The organism is Sphingomonas sp. 67-41, from assembly GCF_001899725.1.
GTDB classification, from domain to species: Bacteria; Pseudomonadota; Alphaproteobacteria; order Sphingomonadales; family Sphingomonadaceae; genus Sphingomonas; species Sphingomonas leidyi.
On record NZ_MKWJ01000022.1, the window covers coordinates 60089 to 78226 of the forward strand.

The following is an 18138-nucleotide window of genomic DNA, read 5'->3' on the forward strand; positions in this document are numbered from 1 at the left end:
TTTATTGCAAAGCAACAGCACCGGGCCCCATCTTAGATCCCGTGCTGCGCCAATATGAACTTGTCGACCGGGTCCTGAGCTACGACCCCGATGCCGATGAAGCGATGCTCAACCGGGCATATGTCTTCTCGGTCAACGCGCACGGCACCCAGAAGCGCGCCAGCGGCGACCCCTATTTCAGCCACCCGATCGAAGTGGCCGGCATCCTCACCGACCTGCATCTCGACGACGAGACGATCGTCACCGCGATCCTGCACGATACGGTCGAGGACACGGTGGCCACGCCCGAGGACATCCAGCGCCTGTTCGGCGACAATGTCGCGCGCATGGTCGACGGCGTCACTAAGCTCTCCAAGATCGAGGCGCAGACCGAGAGCGAGCGCGCCGCCGAGAATCTCCGCAAGTTCCTGCTCGCCATGTCGGACGATGTCCGCGTGCTGCTCGTCAAGCTGGCCGACCGGCTGCACAACATGCGCACGCTCCACCACATCAAGAATCCCGACAAGCGCAAGCGCATCGCCCGCGAGACGATGGACATCTATGCCCCGCTCGCCGAGCGGATCGGCATGTACGAGTTCATGAAGGAGATGCAGACGCTCGCCTTTCGCGAGCTCGAGCCCGAAGCCTATGAATCGATCGAGAAGCGGCTCGACAGCCTGAAGATCGAAGGCGAGGACCGCATCGCCAAGATCGCCTCGGGCCTCAAGCTCCTCCTTTCGCGCGGCGGCATCGAGGCCGAGATCACCGGGCGCGAGAAGCATCCCTATTCGATCTGGAAGAAGATGTCCGAGCGCCACGTGTCGCTGGAGCAGCTCAGCGACATCATGGCCTTTCGCGCGATCGTCGACACCGAGGAGGAATGCTACCGCGCGCTCGGGGTGATCCACCGCCGCTGGCCGATGGTGCCGGGCCGGTTCAAGGACTATATCTCCACGCCGAAGCGCAACGGCTATCGCTCGCTCCATACCAGCATCATCCATGCCGGCGACACGCGCATCGAGATCCAGATTCGCACGCGCGACATGCACGCCCAGGCCGAATATGGCCTCGCCGCCCACTGGGCCTACAAGGCCAGCAACGTCCGGCCCGATACCCAGGTCAGCTGGATCAAGGACCTCATCGAGATCCTCGAACATGCCGAGAGCCCCGAGGAGCTGCTCGAGCATACCCGCATGGCGATGTATCAGGACCGGATCTTCGCCTTCACGCCCAAGGGCGAACTGATCCAGCTGCCCAAGCGCGCGACTCCGATCGACTTCGCCTATGCGGTCCATTCCAACCTGGGCGACCAGGCGGTGGGCGCCAAGATCAACGGCCGCGTCGTGCCACTGCGCACGGAGATCGAGCAGGGCGACCAGGTCCAGATCCTGCGTTCCAAGGCGCAGGAGCCCCAGGCCAACTGGCTCAACTTCGCGATCACCGGCAAGGCGCGCGCGGCGATCCGCCGCCATATCCGCCACAAGGAGCGCGAGGAGACGATCGCGCTCGGCCACAAGCTCTATGACGAGATCGTGCTGCGCCTGCCGACGCCGCCGGGCGACAGCGCGATCCCCGATGCGCTCAAGCGCCTCAAGCTGCAGGACGAGGCTTCGCTGATGGAAGCGATCGCCCGCCGCCAGTTCACCGATTTCCAGGTGATGGAAGCGCTGATGCCCGGCTCGACCGAAGGCGAGGACGAGCACGACCTGCCGCCCCAGCAGCACGCGATCGAGATCAAGGGCCTCACCCCGGGAGTCGCGTTCCACTTCTCGGTCGATTGCCGCCCGGTGCCGGGCGATCGCATCGTCGGCATCCGCCGGGCCGGCGAGCCGATCGAAGTGCACCGGATCGATTGCCCCAGCCTGGCCGACACCACCGAGGAAGACTGGGTCGATCTCACCTGGGGCAACAAGGCCGAGGGCGGCATCGCCCAGATCGAGATCACGCTGAAGAACGAGCCCGGCGCGCTGGGCGCGGTCGCCACGCTGATCGGCCAGCACAAGGCCAACATCCTCGGCCTGCGCATGGACAATCGCGACACCACTTTCCACACCAACACGATGGACCTGGAAGTGCGCAACGCCGCGCACCTGATGCGCCTGCTGGCGGCACTGCGCGCGGCGGACGCGGTGAGCTCGGCGGAACGGGCCTAACCAGGCCGGGCTCGGATTGGCCCGCCGCGACGCGGGCCCGTTCAGGCCCGCCCGTGGATGAATTCGTCCAGATCGCTCGGGCACACGATGGGGTCGCGCAAACGCGGATCGCGGCACGCGGCGAGGAATTCGGCATGGTCCGGATGGCCGGGCAGGAAAACCGCCGTTTCGGCATATTGGTCGGGGCTGAAGGTCCCCCAATTGGTGATGCGGCCGAAATAGACATGGCTTGCACCGATCCGGTGCGCCAGGTCCACGGCATCGCCCATCTCGCGGAAATTCTCGGTCTGGTCGACCCGATCGGCAGGCCCCGCCATAAGCCACCATTTCGCTGCCAACTTCGTTTCGTATCCGTCCCGCGCCCGGCTAGACTGCCGATGAGCGGCGGGGGCCGGTTTCACATGCGCATGACACCCGGACCCCGATGAATCGCGCACGCCCTTCCGCTCGCCCATCCGGACCGGCGCTCGCCGCGAGCGTCCGGCGACAGCGAGAGGAAGATCATGGCCACGCCTCCATCTCCACCCCCACCCCCCTTGCCGCCCCAGCAGCCCGTCGGCCATTCCGGCCTCTATCCGGATGCCGATACCGCATGGAGCGTCTCGAACGGCCAGGTGATGGTCGCGCAGGTCGCGTCCGGCGTCGCGGGAACCCCGCAGCCCTTCGTCTTCAAGGGCGTGCGCTACCAGCCGACGCCGCTCGACATCAATGGCGGCGCCGCCGGATCGCCGATGGGCGACTTCTATTATATCGGCATGCAGAACCCCGGCACCGATGCCACGACCATGATCATGTACCAGCCGATCTGGGACCGCGACGTCGGGCCGAACGGCCTGATCCGCAAGCTCGGCGCCAACAATATCGGCGTCTATGGCAGCTTCAACATGCCGCCCTTCACGCTGTCGGCCCCGGGCAACGCCATGCCCGTGGTGCCTTCGGCCGGCAACGCCACGATCGACTGGACCGCGCTCGGCCCGATCCGCTACGTCCCGGCCAACGGCCAGGAATATCCGACCTACATGCCCGCGGGAGCGAGCGACAAGCAGGCGCCGCCCTATTGGTATCATTATTGCCACGACGTCTTTCTCGACATGTGCTGGAACGGCGGAGTCGATCCGATCTACGTGTTCCTGTCGGTCGGCGTGTCGACGGCTGCCTTCTATTCGACGAACCCGGCGCCGGCGTCGGGCTCTCAATATACCCAGGTCCAGCAATATTATCTCGATACGGCGACCTGGCTCGGCCAGAGCTATGGCCATCACCCCGCTCTGGCCGGCTTCTACGTCACCAACGAGACGAACCAGCCCACCGCGAGCGGCACCTATGAGTATCGCGAATATTGGGATTTCCTGAACGCGGTGGGCGCGGCGCTGAAGCAGGGCGCGCCGAACAAGCTCACCCTGGCCGCGATGCAGGACGACACTGCCACGCTGACGACGCAGCTGGTCCAATATGTCTCGCCGCCCGTTCCCGGCGGCTCCGCACCGGCCACCGAGCCGCTCTATGTCGACAGCAAGGGCAACATCACCACGACCGCCACCGGCAACAATCCCGCCTACGCCACCGATGTCTATGGCCTGGATCTATGGGGCTGGAACCTCTACGCGGCACCCACCACGCTCACGCCGATCATCGCCTATCTGAGCGGGCGCAAGGCCGCCGGCCTGCCGATGGCGCCGGTGGTGCTGAGCGAGATCGGCATTCCCCAGGCGATGCGCTTCACCCAGGTCGCGAATACCGGCTTCGGTACGCTGGGCGGCAACGATCCCTATGTGGCGAATCCCAACGGCGAACTGGCGACCTGGGACTCGACCACCGGCGCGGCGGTCCTCTCGCCCTATATATCCGGCACGGTGCTGGGCCAGGAAAGCCTGGCGGTCGTCACCACCACCAGCACGGCGCGGACGTCGACGACCTTCTTCACCGAGAACCCCACCTACAATGCCGGCGGGCTGGTCGCGTACGATAGCGACACGGGGAACTACTGGCTCTTCCAGGGCGTGCCCCAGAATCCCGCCAGCCCCGGCCTGCCGCCGCCCAGCTGGATGCAGCTGGACGCCACGATCTACGGGGCGCTGCTCGAAGCGCTGCGGACCCCCAAGCATCCCCCGGCCGCGGCCGGCCCAGCAGTCGCGCTCTACGCCTATCTCCAGGCAGCCGCCGGCTTCCAGGTGGGCAACGACTCGGTCGCTCCCGCCAACCAGCTCCTCCAGGGCGTCCAGGTCTTCGAATTCTCCGACGAATGGTACAAATGGATGGACCCGACGGTCACGGACCCGACGACGATCCAGACGGCGGCCGGCGTGCACGATTTCCGCGACGCCCCCATTGCGCCCTGGGGGCCGGCGAATGCGCAATTCTACACCTGCTGGGAAGAGGAATGGTTCGGCCTCTGCTCGGTCCTGCCCGTCGGCCGGAACTCCACCGATCCGGCGATCGCCGGCGACGGCTGGCTCACCGGCGGCGTCGCCGACAAGCTCACGCCGCGCGCCAGCTACATGGTGGTGCAGCAGTTCTTTGCCCAATAGCCCGGCCTGGATGAAAAAGGGGGGCGAGCACGGGCTTGGGAACCGTGCTCGCCCCCAGCCCGCTCCGACCAAGGAAAGCGGGCCTTTCCCGAGGGGGGAAGCTATCGTGCGGCCCGGGTGGCCTGGTCCATCAGCGCCCGGGCGGTCTTGATCCCGTCCGCCTCGCTGGTCTTGCCCTGCTGGATCTCGTCGGCGATCTCGAGCACGCGGCCGGCGATCACCGTGCCGTGATCGGCTTCCTCGGTGATGCGGATGCCGCCCTTGGCCGTGGCGATCCGATCCCATTCGGCCCGGATCGCGGCCCAATAACCCTTGGTCGCCGCCCAATAATCGTCCGCCGCCTTCACGTCGAAGCCCGCGAATTTCGTATAGCTGTTGAGGACATATTCCTGGACGACCGGCACTGTCTTGCCGTCCATCTTCAGATTGTCCTGCCAGTGGATCCAGCCGGCCGGCGCAATGGCGTGGCGGTTGACGCCCAGATAGCGGTCATAGACGGGCCCGCGCACTGCGTCGCGCCGGGCGAGCGGTCGCCAGCTGCGGTTCGATTCCCAGCGGCGCACGCCGCCGACCTCGCTCCACGTGCCCCAGCCGCCATAGCGCGGGGAATCGTCGACCTGATAGACGGTCTGCGACCAGGCGCCCTTGCGTTCGGCGGCAGGCACCTCGGCCCAGGTCCAGGCATCGCGGTCCGAATAGACCAGCACCCTGGCGGGCTCATATTGCCAGTCCTGGCGCCAATGCTTGATCACCATCTTCTTGCCGTCGCCCGTGTCGACGACGAGCAGGTGCTGGAGCCGGATCGCCGTGCCCTTGTCCTCGATCACCCGGACGACCTCGTCGCCGCCCGAGACCTTGGCCGGGATCGGGGCGTAGTCGGCGCGCCAGGAAGTGCTCTCCTGCATGTCGAACTTCACCTTGTAGGTCCCCGCCATGGCGAGGATGTCGGCACGGTCGGCCTCGAAGGCGGACCGGGCGGCCGGGGCGGGCGCCGCCTGGGCGAGCACCGGCACCGGCACCAGCAGGAACAGGGCGATCGGAAGAAGCTGCTTCATGTCTTGGTCCTCAGAAGCGGTTAGAAACGATAGCTGATCGACACCGAGCCGTTGCGGCCCGGCTGGGTATAGGCGTCACGCACCGTGGAGCTGGCGGCCAGGCCGCGAATGTCCTGCCACAGCCAGTATTTGCGGTCGGTCAGGTTGAACACGCCGCCGCGCACCGTCACGCCCTCGGCCACGCGCACATAGGCAGTGATGTCGAAGGTGACGAAATCGCTGCCGGTGAAGCAGTTCGGCACCCCGCCGGCCGTGGCCGCATAGCAGCCCGATCCGCGCGTCCGGGCGATTTCCTTCTGCCCGCCATAGGTGGCCATCAGCCGGCCGCCGAAGCGCCGGTCGGCCGCGTCATAGCCGATGCCGGCCACTGCCTTGAGCGGATCGACCGACTGGAGCGGCAGCCTGGCGCCGTTGGTGCCGATCGTGTCGCCATGGGCATAGGAGACCGCCAGCGTGGCGCTCAGCCCCCGCGCCGGCCGCACCTCGGCCCGCGCCTCGATGCCGCGAATCTTCACTCCGCCCAGGTTCCGCCACTGGTAGATCCAGGGATTGGCTGGCGACGGGAAGGGCCGGCCGGTGGTCTCCACCTGGTCGATGAAGTCGTGATAGCGGGCATAGAAGCCGGTCAGGTCGAACGAGACCAGCGTGTTGAAATAGCGGAAGCCGCCCTCGAAGCTCTCGCTGTTCTCCGGCTTCAGATTCGGGTTGGCGATGCTGGTATAGCCGACCGGCGGGTTGGCGAAGAAATTGTTCACCTGGCTCGGCTCGGGCGCCTTGAAGCCCTGCGCGTAATTGGCGAACAGCCGCACGCCGTCGGACAGCTTGATCACCGCGCCGACCTTGGGCGAGACGCGCGAGCCGTCCTGCCCCGAGGCTGCGAAGGTCGGCAGCAGCGGATCCTTCTCCGGCGTCAGCCTGTACGCGTCGAAGCGGAGTGCCGGATAGAGCGTGACCGGCCCGAACGAGACTTCCGCCGCGGCGACCAGGCCGGCCAGCATGTAATCGGTCACGGGGAAGGCGCGGGTCGGGAAGGTCTCGCCTGCCGGCGGCACCACGCCGTCGCGCAGGCCCTTCTGGTTGGTCCAGCTGATGTCGCCCGCCAGCGTCAGCTTGGCGCGCAGCCCGTCGTCCGCGCCGAAGCCCAGGCGCACTTCGCCCGATGCGCCGTAGACGCGGTTCTCGAAGGTGTTGAGCCGTTCGCGATCGGCGACGGGGCTGCGGTCCTCGTCGGTGAACTGGCGATCCTTGCTGTTCTGCCAATAGCCGCTCAGCCGGGCGAATTCGAGCATGCCTTCGCCGTGCCAGGTCCAGTCGCCGGCGATGCGGCCGCGCCGGCTGGTGTCGCGCGCCTGCAACAGGTCGATCGTGGTGCCGGTGGCGGGAAGCGGCGTCAGGCCGGTCAGCACATTAGTGAAGAGACGGCTGCCGACATATTCGCCGGTAATCCGGAAGCGGCTGTGCGCGTCGGGCTCGTAGACCAGCCGGCCCAACGCGGCGTTCGAATGGCCGTTCTGCGGATTGGGCTCGGTGCGGGCCGTGCCGATGCCGCCGGTCGTGCCCTTGTTGTCGAGTTCATGATAGTCGCGGCGGGTATAGGCGACCATCGCCGAGAGATCGCCGAAGCGGCCGGCAACCACGCCGGTCTCGGAGAATTCATTGTCCGCCGAGCTATATGCGGCGCGCGCCAGCCCGCCGACCTTCTTCCCGCCCTGCAGGAAATCCGAAGGGTCGCTGGTGGTGAAGCTGACGGCGCCGGCCAGGCCGTCGCTGCCGTACAGCGCCGAGGCCGGGCCGCGCAGGATCTCCACCGACTTGACCAGGCCGAGATCGACATAGTCGCCGCGCCCGGTCGATTGCGCGCCGAAGCTGAAGCCGTCGGGCACGCGCACGCCGTCCACCTGGATCAGCACGCGATTGCCGCCGATGCCGCGGATGACGAAGCCCTCATTGCCGGCGCGCCCCGTGGTGCCCAGCGCCGCGCCGAAACGGGTCGGGCCGCGCGGCACGCTGATGCCCGGCTCGTAGCGGACCAGATCCTTGATGTCGGTGGTCAGTTCGTCGGCCATCCTCCGGTCGTCGATCACCGTGACCGTGGCCGGTACTTCCTTGACGTCGGCCGGAATGCGCGTGGCGGTGACGGTGATCGTCGACTCCTGCGCCGCGGCCGGCTTCTTCTCCTGCTCGTCCTTCGCCTGGACCGGCAATGCCGCCGCCAATGCCAACATGCTCACCCCCAGCGCACTGAACCGCCCCATGCTCCAAAACCCCTTTATGCTAATGCAAGTGATTCTCAATCGCGATGTGCGTTAGGAGGCCCACGCGGCAGCGTCAACCCGGTAGCGAAGGCCGATCGCAGGGCGCCGCCTGTCCTACAGGCCCGGATTCCGCTATTGCCGGTAGTGCCTCCGAGCCGCTCCTTGCCTCAGCGGATCACCGGCACAGCATGGCGGAGCGCCCGGAAATGCGCGGGTTTCGCCGCGCCCGGCGCCGGGCCGTATGAACTTCCGCGGCCACGACCGTCCGCTTGCGCGACGCAGCGCTCTCCGCGAACCGTTCCGTTGCGGAGCCCGCCCTCCTGCGACTCGCGTGAACAGCGCCAATGTCGGCATATGAAACCATCCGCTCGGCGGAGCCGGCATGCGCTGACCCCGCTCGACGGCGGCGCATCGCGACGCTAGAGCGTCCGGTCATGCAAAAACGGCCCAAGCTCTCCGTCGTCATCCCCTGCTACAATGAAGAGGCGTGCCTCGAGATGCTGCACGGCCGCGTCTCCGGCGCGGCCCGTGCCGCGGTGGGCGACGATTATGAAATCGTCCTGATCAACGACGGCTCGCGCGACAGGAGCTGGGACGTGATGCAGCGCCTCTCCGCCGGCGACCCGCGCCTCGTCGCGATCAATCTCTCGCGCAACCATGGCCATCAGCTCGCGCTCACCGCCGGGCTGGACCTGTGCGCGGGCGAGGAGATCCTGATCATCGATGCGGATCTGCAGGACCCGCCCGAACTGCTCGCCGACATGCGCGCCGCGATGCGCTCGCAGGGCGCCGACGTGGTCTATGCGGTGCGCCGCAAGCGCGACGGCGAGACGATCTTCAAGAAGATCACCGCCGCCTTCTTCTACCGCATGCTCGACCGGATCACCGACACGCCGATCCCGCTCGACACCGGCGATTTCCGCCTGATGACGCGGCGCGCGCTCGACGCCTTCCTGTCGCTGCCGGAGCAGGCGCGCTTCATCCGCGGCATGGTCGCCTGGGTGGGCTTCAAGCAGGTGCCCTTCCCCTATGACCGGCACGAGCGCCATGCCGGCGAGAGCAAATATCCGCTCGGCAAGATGATCCGCTTCGCCTTGGATGCGATCACCGGCTTCTCGACCGCGCCCCTGCGCTTCGCCAGCCATGTCGGCCTGGTGCTCACCGGCCTGTCGGCGCTGCTGGTGCTCTATATCTTCGCCGGCTTCCTGATGGGCGCGGCGATTCCCGGCTGGACATCGCTGATGCTGGTCGTCGTCGTGCTGGGCGCGGTGCAGATGTTCGTGCTCGGCATGATCGGCGAGTATCTCGGCCGCCTCTATGTCGAATCGAAGCGCCGGCCGCTCTATATCGTGGCGGATGTCGCCGGCCCGGTGATGGGCCATGCGTCGCTCGGCTATCGCTATGCCGATTCGGGCGAGGTCAGCGTCTCGCCGGTCACCCCGCGCGGCGAGAGCTGATCAGCCGCGCCCCTCGGGCGGCTGCTCAAGAAGCGTGCCGCCCGACCAACCTTGCAAAAATGCCGCCGCACGCTGAGCAAGGTCGCGCGTGTCTGAGCGGATGATCAGCACCAGCGGCAAGCGATCATCAATCGGATCGATATCAACCCGGGCATTGCATTCCGGACGCAGGGCAACGGTCAGTTCGGTCCAGCCGCCGACTATGTCTTCGTCGGCATTACCGTCCGAATCGAAGTCACAGCCCTCACCCCAGAGATGCTCCGCTACCATCGGGGAATAGGGCCGTTCGCCCGGTTCCACGAGATAGAAGCGATGCTCCACGGCTGTCAGCCCTTCGGCGACGCCAGCACGATGATCGACAGGCCCGGCGGCATCGGCAGCCGGCCGAGGATGTGACGCTCGATCCCGAACACCGCTTCGAACGCGGCGTTGAGCGGCCGGGGCGGGGGCGAATCGTCGCTGTCGTCCTTGCCGGTCAGCCTGCCGACGAGCCGCGCCGCCACCGCCACGGGGAACAGCAGCGAGTTGAACCAGCGCAGCTTCTGCCAGCCGAGCCCCGCCCTTTGCAGCGCGGCGGTCAGCGTCGCCTTGGAATAGCGGCGCTTGTGATGGTTCACCACGTCGTGCGCGCTCCACATCCACTGGTGCGCCGGCACGGTGATCAGAATCTTGCCGCCGGGCTTGAGCACCCGCGCGATCGCCCGCAGCGCCGCGACATCGTCCTCGACATGCTCGATCACGTCGAGCACCGCGACCATGTCATAGCTGCCGTCCTCGACGCCCGTCAGCGCCGGGAGCGGCGAGGCGCCCACCTGCTTGCCCAGCCGCTCGCTCGCCTTGGCGGCGGCGATCTCGTCGATCTCGATCGCGTCGATCTCGCCGAACTGGGCCAGCATCGGCAGGTTATGGCCGGTGCCGCAGCCGATCTCGAGGATGCGCGCGCCGCCCGGAATATGGGCGTAGCGCTTCAGATAGTCGGAAAGGATCTCGCGGCGCGCGCGATACCACCAGTGGGTGGTGTCGTGCGCTGCCATGCGCTCGTAGACGATGCGGTCCATCTTATTTGAACACCAGATAGCGGTTGAGCGCGAAGGTAACGAGCGGCGTCACGAAGACGACGGGAAGCAGCGGCACCCAGGTCGGCTGGTGCAGCGGACCGGTGATCACCCAGGTGAAGGCGGCGTTCATCGCCATGCCGACCGACTGGACCGCGACGAACTTGGACTGGGTGCCGACGCCGCCTTCCGCCTCGTGCCCCTTGAAGCTCCAGCGGCTGTGGAAGACATAGCCGAAGACCACCGCGACCAGGAAACCCGCGATCGACGCGAGCACCGGCGGGATCGCATAGGTGGCGAGCGGCCAATAGACCACGGCATAGACGAAGGTCGACGCCAGCCCGACGATGCCGAAGCGCACGAGCTGCCCGAACACGCCATTCGCCCACATCTCTTCAAATCGCCTGATTACAGCCGTCACAATCGCTTGCCCAAGAACCGCCGGTCGCCCTAATGCGTGGCGCGGAGCGAGGGAAGCGATTTTGACGCCAGAAGCCAAGGGCGGGTTCCGCCTCGACCGAGAACTGGACCGCAACTGGCTGCGCTGGATGGCGCTCTTCTGGTTCTGCGTGGTCACCTGGTTCCTCCACGACCGGCAGGGCAACATCTATTGGCTGCTGCTCGGCGACACCGACGACAATATGCGCCTGATGCAGGTCCGCGCCTGGCTGGCAGGCCAGGGCTGGTACGATCTGCGGCAATATCGCCTCGATCCGGCATTGGGCGGGTTCGACATCCACTGGTCGCGCCTGGTCGACCTGCCGATCGCCGGGCTGATCCTCGCCTTCAAGCCGTTCGTCGGCACCGCCACCGCCGAGAAATGGGCGTGCGGCCTTGCCCCGCTGCTGCCGCTGGCGCTCGCCATGGCCGGGCTCTCGCTCGCCGTGCGCCGGCTCGTGGCGCCCTGGGCCTGGCCGGTGGCGCTGATCGTGCTGATGGGCTGCGCCTCCACCATGTCGATGTTCGCGCCGATGCGGATCGACCATCATGGCTGGCAGCTGGCATTCCTGGCCATGACCGTCGCCGGCCTGGCCGATCCGCGCCGCGCCCGCGGCGGCGCCGTTGTCGGCCTGTCCAGCGCCGCCTCGCTCACCATCGGGCTGGAGATGCTGCCCTATTGCGCCATGGCCGGCGCGATCATCGCGCTCCGCTGGATCTGGGACCGCGCGGACGTGCGCCGCATGCAGGTCTATGGCCTGACGCTCGGCGGCGGCTCGGCGCTCGGCTTCGCGCTCTTCGCCTCGAATGCCAACCAGGCGATGCGCTGCGACGCGCTCACCCCCGTCTGGCTGACCGTGATGGTCGCCGCCGGCGCCCTGCTCTTCGCGCTGTCCCTTTGCAACCCGGCCGATCGCCGGCTCCGCCTCGCGCTGGCCGCCCTGGCCGGCGCGGCGATCGTCGCCGGCTTCGCGCTGCTGTTCCCGCAATGCCTGGGCCGGCCCGAACAGGTCTCGGACGAGCTCGCCAACACCTGGCTCAACAATGTCCGCGAGGCGCGGCCGATCTACAAGCACGCCTTCAAGACCGCCTTTCCCATGGCGGTGCTGCCGGTGATCGGCATCCTGGGCGCGCTCTTCGCCACCTGGCGCGCGCGCCGCGGCGAGGCGCTTGTCGGCTGGGCCGCCGTGGCGCTGTTCACGGCCTTTGCCGGCGCGATGCTCCTCTGGCAGGTGCGTGCCGCGCCTGCCGCGCAGCTGCTGGCCGTGCCGGGATCGGTGGCGCTGCTGGCAGTGGCGGTGCCCTGGTTCCTGGGCATCCGTGCGCCCTTCGCGCGCTGGATCGGCGAGGGCCCCGCACGGCTGCTCGGCATCCTCGTGCGCGTGTTCGGCACGGTCTTCGCCTTCCTGCTGCTCTCGGGCCTGTGGGCCGGGCTGGTCGTCCCCTTCTTCTCCGCCGGCAACGACGCCAGGCCGGGCAAGCCGGCACCGCCCGACAAGGTCGCCGCCGCCAATGCCGCCTGCGCGCGGATGAGCAATCTGCGCGTGCTCGACGACGTGCCCGCCGGGATCATCTTCACGCATGTCGACCTGGGCCCGCGGCTGATCACCGTCACCCATCACAGCGGCATCGCCGGCCCCTATCACCGCAACGGCCGCGCGATCCTCGACGTGCACCACGCCTTCACCTGGGCGACGCCGAACTTCCGGCCGATCGCCGCCGCGCACAAGGCGCAGTATCTGCTGGTCTGCCCGGACATGTCGGAGACGACGCTCTATCGCAGCCGCGGGCCGAACGGCTTCTATGCGGCGCTGGCCAAGGGCCAGGTGCCGAACTGGCTCGAGCCGGTGCCGCTGCGGGAGGTCCAGCCGGGCAAGCCGCTGCCGTTCAAGCTGTGGCGGATCCGCTACGACCTGCCGGATGCGCCGCCGGTGCCCGCGAAACGCTGAGCCCCTTCCGGAGCTTCAATGCCCCGTCGCCGCCCGCCCGGCGACCAGCGCGGCGCTGATCCCGTCGATCACGAACTGCACCGCCAGCGCCCCCAGCAGCACGCCGAGCAACCGCGACACCACCGCCTCGATCTTCGCGCCGACCACCCGCATCAGCGGGCCGGCCGCGAGCAGCGCCAGCATGGTGAGCAGCAGGATCGCCGCCATCGCCGCGAGCACCACCGTCGTGCGCTCGAAACCGTTGTTCTGCGACATCAGCAGCATCACCGAGGCGATCGAGCCGGGGCCGGCGATCATCGGCATCGCCATGGGAAAGATCGAGATGTCAGTCGGCTCGCTGGCCTTCACCTTCTCGGCCCGGTCCTCGCGCCGCTCGGTGCGCTTCTCGAACACCATTTCGAGCGCGATCAGGAACAGCATGATGCCGCCGGCGATCTTGAAGGCGTTGAGGCTGATGCCGAGCGCCCGCAACAGCACCTCGCCGAACAGCGCGAAGCCGAACAGGATGACCGCGGCAACCACCACCGCGCGCACCGCCATCGCCCGGCGATGCACCGCGCTGGTGCCGGCGGTGAGCCCCGCGAAGATCGGCGCGCAGCCCGGCGGATCGATCACCACGAAGAAGGTGACGAAGGCGGAGATGAAGAGCTCGATCATTTGCCGGATGCCGCGATCTTGTCGTCGATCACCTGCACCAGGGCCTTGCCGTCCCAGATCCAGGCGAGGAACCGGCGCGCGCCGCTCGACGACACGTGCCAATGCCAGGCGAGCGTCCCGTCGGGCGAGGCGCCGCTCTCGCTTGGTCCTTCGCGATAGCCGAACCGCGGCGGCTGCACCGGTTTTCCCGCACAGGAAGCGCGGCGCAGATTCGGTTCGGCGGGGCGATGCCGCGCAGTCTCGATCAGTTCGCCGCTATCGACGGTCCATTTCCAGCCGCCCTCGGCCTCGCGCCGCCATACGGTGCTGAAGAAGCCAACCCTGCCCTCGGGTAGCTTCCACCCGCCGGTGTTCACCGCAAACTTGCCGTCGCACGAGACATGGCTTTCGATCGGCCACCATTCGATCGACTTCGGCGGATCCTTGCGATCCTTGAGCCATGCCTGCGCCTGCACGGGCTGCGGCACGAACATCGTCGCATCCTCGGCCGCGAACGCGCGGAACGCCGTCCACTGGCCCTTGGCCTGCGCCGCGGCGTTGAACGCGCGCTCGGCATCGACCGCGCTCGGCGGCGCGGCGGCCTGGAGGGTCAGCGCGGCCAGGATCATATCGCGCCCTTTGCCAGCGGCACGCCCGCATTGCGATGCGCGGCGACCAGGGTGTTGCGCAGCAGGCACGCGATCGTCATCGGCCCCACCCCGCCGGGCACCGGCGTGATCGCGCCCGCCACGCTCGCCGCACTGTCGAAATCGACATCGCCCACCAGGCCCTCGTCCGTCCGGTTGATGCCGACGTCGATCACCGTCGCCCCCGGCTTCAGCCACTCGCCCTTGACGAAATGGGCGCGGCCCACCGCGGCGACGACGATGTCGGCGTGCTTGAGGTAATGCGGCAGGTTGCGCGTCCTGGAATGGACGAGCGTCACCGTCGCGCTCGCCCGGGTGAGCAGCGCCGCCATCGGCTTGCCGACGATGTTGGAGCGGCCGATCACCACCGCGTCGAGCCCGCTCAAATCGCCCAGCCTGTCCTCGAGCAGCATCAGGCAGCCGAGCGGCGTGCAGGGCACGAAGCCCTGCAGCCCGGTCGCCAGCCGCCCGGCATTGACCGGGTGGAAGCCGTCGACATCCTTGTCCGGATCGATCCGGGTGAGCACCGCCTGCTCGTCGATATGCCCGGGCAGCGGCAGCTGGACGAGGATGCCGTCCACCTCGGGATCGGCATTGAGCTTGTCGACCAGCGCGATCAGCGTCGCCTGGGTGGTGTCGGCGCCGAGCTTGTGCTCGAAGCTCTCCATCCCCGCCTCGCGCGTCTGCTTGCCCTTGGAGCGCACATAGACCGCCGAGGCCGGATCCTCGCCGACCAGCACCACGGCGAGCCCGGGCGCGCGGCCGGCCTTCTCGCGAAATGCGGGAACCAGTTCCGCCACGCGGGCGCGCAGGCCCGCGGCGAACGCCTTGCCGTCGATGATCTCAGCCGTCATGCGGCCCGCCATAGAGCCTGTGCGCGATATCTTCCAGCGCCGCGGGATCGCCTTCCACGCGAAGCCGCTTGTGCCGTGCCATATCCCCGGCGATCAGCGTCACGGCGCGCTTCGGCACCCCGAAGGCGCCAGCTACCAGCGGCACCAGCGCGGCGTTGGCCGCGCCTTCCACCGGCGGCGCGGCAAGCCGGGCGGCGAAATGCTCGCCGGTGCCCGCCGCAAAGGCATTGCGCGACGCGCGCGGCGTCACCCGGACGGCGATCTCGATCCCGTCCGCAACGCGCCGCCAGGCCGGCATCCCGGCCTCAATAGGCCGTGGCGGCCAGCTGCGCGGCGAGCGTCGGCAGGACGAAGTTGTTGAGAATGTAGATGATCAGCAGCGCCACCAGCGGGCTCAGGTCGAGCGCGCCGAAATCCGGCAGGATCCTGCGGATCGGGCGATAGATCGGCCGGGTGATCACTTCGAGCGCCTGCCAGACCGAGCGGACGAACTCGTTGTAGAGGTTGATCACGTTGAACACGATCAGCCACGACAGGATCGCCTGGACGACGATGACGATGCTCAACGCCGACAACAGGAAGCCGATGATGTCGAGGATCATGAGTAGGAAGGGGATCAATGCGCTCTCCGAGGTCTCTTGCGACACAGATTAGGGAATGCGGCGCCCCGCAACAACCCCGGCGCGCTTGCCGCACCGCAGTTGGCGTTCCTTCGCGGGAAGCCGCTCCCGCTATACCAGCCCCTTGGGCGGCTGGCCGGGCAGATGGCCGGAGCGCATTACTGCGATCGCCTCGACTATCCGGCGCGCAAGGCCGGTTGCCGCATCCTGGTGCCGATACTCCAGCGCCACGAGCGACTCCTCGACGACGGCGTCGATCTCGCCGCCATCGAGCACGCCTTTCCTTTCGAGAGCGTTCATCAACGTCTTCACCAGCGTGAGCGCGCTCAGCGCCAGGGCTCTGTTCTCGTCTTCGAAGTGGTTGCGCTCGCTCATTTCGTCCTCCTCGGGGGCTGGGGGTCGCGACTCAATCGGCCAACCCCGCCATCCCGGCTTTCGCCAGGGATAGCGAAGGAAAGCACCTGCGCTTCGGGCCAGGCGCCCGGCCCGATCGCCGGCGCGCCGAGCCGGATCAGGCGTGGACCAGCGTGCCGGCGCCGCGCCGGGTGAAGATCTCGAGCAGCATCGCGTGCGGGACGCGGCCGTCGAGGATCACCGCGGCATCCACGCCCTGCTCGACTGCGTTCACGCACGTCTCGACCTTGGGGATCATGCCGCCCTTGATCGTGCCGTCCGCCTTGAGCGCGGCGATCCGCGCCGGATCGAGATCGGTCATCAGCTCGCCCGACTTGTCGAGCACGCCCGCCACGTCGGTCAGCAGGAAGAAGCGCGAGGCGCCGCAGGCGCTGGCGATCGCGCCCGCCATGGTATCGGCGTTGATGTTGTAGGTGTGGCCGTCCGCGCCCAGCGCGATCGGCGCGACCACGGGAATGAAGCCCTGCGCCGCCAGCGAATGCAGGATCGCCGGATTGACCCCGGTCGGCTCGCCCACAAAGCCCAGGTCGACATGGCGCTCGATGCCCTGGAGCGGATCGGCCTCGCGCCCGGTCACCTTCTCGGCGGTGACGAGCCCGGCATCCTTGCCCGAGATGCCGACCGCGCGGCCGCCCGCGGCGCCGATCCAGCTGACGATCTCCTTGTTGATCGATCCGGCCAGGACCATCTCCGCGATCTTCGCGGTTTCGGAATCGGTCACCCGGAGCCCGCCGACAAAGTTCGATTCGACACCGAGCCGCTTGAGCATCGCGCCGATCTGCGGGCCGCCGCCATGAACGACGATCGGGTTGATCCCCACTGCCTTGAGCAGCACCACGTCCTCGGCGAAGTCGCGCTGCAACTCGGGATCGCCCATCGCGTGGCCGCCATATTTCACCACGAAGGTCGCGCCGGCATAGCGCTGCAGATACGGCAGCGCCTCGACGAGCGTTTCGGCCTTGGCGAGCAGCGCGGGATCGGGGGCGTTGGTCATGCGCGGCCCATAGGGCCGGCGAGCCCGCCCCGCAACTTGTCGCTCAGCGGAACACGGGCTCTGCGCGCCAGACCGTGAGCCAGTTGGTCGAACCGCGGCATTCGTCCATCATCCGCATCTCGATCAGCCGGAAGCGGGTTCCGTCCCACACATAGCTGGCGCCGAGGCCGCAATCGCCGACGCCGCGCCCCTTATAGTAGCTGGAGAGCACGCCCTTGTCCCAGCCGGCATTGACCAGCGCATTGCCCTCGCCCTCGCCCGAGGAAAGGTCGAAGCCGGCTTCGACTGCCTTGCCGCCGGACAGGATGAAGGCCAGGCTGTTATAGTTATAGGCGCCGGCGCCGCAGGGAATCAGCACCAGCGTCTTGCCGCCGCCCAGGGCATGAAGCTGGGTCTCGGGCCTGCTCTCCGTACCTTCATACCAGTCGTTGCAGCCGCCCTGTTGCTCGAGGCTGGCGCGCAGGGCCGGCGGGAGCGCCGCCGCCGCGCCCGAGGGCCGCAGGGCGGCGATGCGCGGCAGGACGGGGGCGCCGGGAACGGCGCTCGCGGCCCTGGCACCCTTGGCAACCGCCGCGGTGACGGTGCCGGCGCGGCCCTGATCGGCATCGATGTGACGAAGCGCCGCGGACGAGCCGGCGAGCGAGATGCGGGCGACGAGCTTGCCCGAAGCGTCGGTGAGGGTGAGCCGCTTGCCGTTCGCCATCGCAGCGGCCAGCCGGGCCGAGTCCGCCGCGGCCAGCGTCACCGTGTCGCCCGCCGCATTGGCCGGGACGCTTGCCACCGGCACGTCGTCGACGCGCACCGAGACGCGGCCCTTCACGGTGTTGGCCGGATAGAGTTCGACGGCGAAGCTGCCTTCGGGCCCGGCGGCGCGGGTCAGCGACGCAGTGGCCTGATAGTCGGCGTCCGCATCGGACGGGCCGTCGGGCGGATAGAGCGAAGTCATCTCGCAGCGATGGGTGTTGTCGCAGGCCACGGCCCAGTCGCCGTAGAGCTTGAGGGCACCGGGTTGCGGATCGTCCGCAAGGGCTGCGAGGAGCGCGAGCATCAGCATGGCGCGCAGCCTAGCCGATTCGCCAATCTCCCGGTAGGAGCGAGCGACGA

General features: G+C 68.0%; 18 protein-coding genes. 4 read left to right on the forward strand and 14 right to left on the reverse strand.

Annotated elements, in window-relative coordinates; translation table 11 throughout:
• The first annotated feature begins 41 nt into the window (after positions 1-41).
• Positions 42-2132 carry a RelA/SpoT family protein gene (locus BGP17_RS11245; RefSeq protein ID WP_167300411.1) on the forward strand — a complete coding sequence of 697 codons (2091 nt, stop codon included), beginning with the start codon at positions 42-44 and terminating at the stop codon, positions 2130-2132.
• 41 nt (positions 2133-2173) lie between these two features.
• Here the strand turns inward: BGP17_RS11245 and BGP17_RS11250 are convergent, their stop codons facing one another.
• On the reverse strand, positions 2174-2449 hold the full coding sequence (locus BGP17_RS11250) for a hypothetical protein (RefSeq protein WP_286711986.1): 276 nt from the start codon (positions 2447-2449) through the stop codon (positions 2174-2176).
• A 186-nt stretch (positions 2450-2635) separates the two neighbouring features.
• Here BGP17_RS11250 and BGP17_RS11255 point away from each other — a divergent pair, with 186 nt between their 5' ends.
• The gene (locus tag BGP17_RS11255) at positions 2636-4660 is read left to right on the forward strand and encodes a hypothetical protein (RefSeq protein WP_286711987.1); all 2025 of its coding nucleotides are present in this window, start codon (positions 2636-2638) and stop codon (positions 4658-4660) included.
• 101 nt (positions 4661-4761) lie between these two features.
• Here BGP17_RS11255 and BGP17_RS11260 read toward each other — a convergent pair whose 3' ends face one another.
• Positions 4762-5715 carry a DUF6607 family protein gene (locus BGP17_RS11260; protein WP_286711988.1) on the reverse strand — a complete coding sequence of 318 codons (954 nt, stop codon included), beginning with the start codon at positions 5713-5715 and terminating at the stop codon, positions 4762-4764.
• Positions 5716-5735: 20 nt separating this feature from the next.
• A complete protein-coding gene (locus tag BGP17_RS11265) occupies positions 5736-7970 on the reverse strand; it encodes a TonB-dependent hemoglobin/transferrin/lactoferrin family receptor (RefSeq protein WP_286711989.1) in 2235 nt (744 codons plus the stop codon).
• Between the two features lie 434 nt (positions 7971-8404).
• On the opposite strand from BGP17_RS11265, the gene BGP17_RS11270 reads away from it, so the two are divergent.
• The gene (locus BGP17_RS11270) at positions 8405-9427 is read left to right on the forward strand and encodes a glycosyltransferase family 2 protein (RefSeq protein WP_286711990.1); all 1023 of its coding nucleotides are present in this window, start codon (positions 8405-8407) and stop codon (positions 9425-9427) included.
• On the opposite strand, the gene BGP17_RS11275 is transcribed toward BGP17_RS11270, so the two are convergent.
• The 3 genes from BGP17_RS11275 to BGP17_RS11285 are packed head-to-tail and all read right to left on the reverse strand — an operon-like array spanning position 9428 to position 10858.
• Positions 9428-9748, reverse strand: coding sequence for a hypothetical protein (locus tag BGP17_RS11275; protein ID WP_286711991.1), 321 nt, complete (start codon positions 9746-9748; stop codon positions 9428-9430). It lies immediately after the preceding gene.
• Positions 9749-9753: 5 nt separating this feature from the next.
• Positions 9754-10485 (reverse strand): class I SAM-dependent methyltransferase, encoded by a 732-nt coding sequence (locus BGP17_RS11280; RefSeq protein WP_286711992.1) that lies wholly within the window; start codon positions 10483-10485, stop codon positions 9754-9756.
• A 1-nt stretch (position 10486) separates the two neighbouring features.
• Positions 10487-10858, reverse strand: a complete 372-nt coding sequence (locus BGP17_RS11285) for a GtrA family protein (RefSeq protein WP_286711993.1) — start codon at positions 10856-10858, stop codon at positions 10487-10489.
• A 172-nt stretch (positions 10859-11030) separates the two neighbouring features.
• On the opposite strand from BGP17_RS11285, the gene BGP17_RS11290 reads away from it, so the two are divergent.
• A complete protein-coding gene (locus tag BGP17_RS11290; RefSeq protein ID WP_286712773.1) occupies positions 11031-12869 on the forward strand; it encodes an AcrB/AcrD/AcrF family protein in 1839 nt (612 codons plus the stop codon).
• A gap of 15 nt (positions 12870-12884) precedes the next feature.
• Here BGP17_RS11290 and BGP17_RS11295 read toward each other — a convergent pair whose 3' ends face one another.
• From BGP17_RS11295 to BGP17_RS11330, 8 genes are all read right to left on the reverse strand, one after another.
• Complete coding sequence (locus BGP17_RS11295) at positions 12885-13526, reverse strand: MarC family protein (RefSeq protein ID WP_167300404.1); 642 nt, start codon at positions 13524-13526, stop codon at positions 12885-12887.
• Positions 13523-14134 (reverse strand): Cif family virulence factor, encoded by a 612-nt coding sequence (locus BGP17_RS11300; RefSeq protein ID WP_286711994.1) that lies wholly within the window; start codon positions 14132-14134, stop codon positions 13523-13525. The genes BGP17_RS11295 and BGP17_RS11300 overlap by 4 nt, the downstream gene beginning before the upstream one ends.
• Positions 14131-15006: a bifunctional methylenetetrahydrofolate dehydrogenase/methenyltetrahydrofolate cyclohydrolase FolD gene (folD, locus tag BGP17_RS11305; RefSeq protein ID WP_286711995.1), complete on the reverse strand. Its 876-nt coding sequence runs from the start codon at positions 15004-15006 to the stop codon at positions 14131-14133. The genes BGP17_RS11300 and folD overlap by 4 nt, the downstream gene beginning before the upstream one ends.
• Entirely contained in the window at positions 14996-15304 is a 309-nt protein-coding gene (locus tag BGP17_RS11310; protein ID WP_167300402.1) for a DUF167 domain-containing protein, read from the reverse strand. The genes folD and BGP17_RS11310 overlap by 11 nt, the downstream gene beginning before the upstream one ends.
• 7 nt (positions 15305-15311) lie before the next feature.
• Positions 15312-15608, reverse strand: coding sequence for a YggT family protein (locus tag BGP17_RS11315; protein WP_167300551.1), 297 nt, complete (start codon positions 15606-15608; stop codon positions 15312-15314).
• A 129-nt stretch (positions 15609-15737) separates the two neighbouring features.
• Positions 15738-16001: a hypothetical protein gene (locus BGP17_RS11320; RefSeq protein ID WP_167300401.1), complete on the reverse strand. Its 264-nt coding sequence runs from the start codon at positions 15999-16001 to the stop codon at positions 15738-15740.
• 136 nt (positions 16002-16137) lie between these two features.
• Entirely contained in the window at positions 16138-17034 is an 897-nt protein-coding gene (gene argB / locus BGP17_RS11325; RefSeq protein ID WP_167300400.1) for an acetylglutamate kinase, read from the reverse strand.
• A 43-nt stretch (positions 17035-17077) separates the two neighbouring features.
• Positions 17078-18088 carry a DUF1176 domain-containing protein gene (locus BGP17_RS11330; RefSeq protein ID WP_286711996.1) on the reverse strand — a complete coding sequence of 337 codons (1011 nt, stop codon included), beginning with the start codon at positions 18086-18088 and terminating at the stop codon, positions 17078-17080.
• Between the last annotated feature and the right edge of the window lie 50 nt (positions 18089-18138).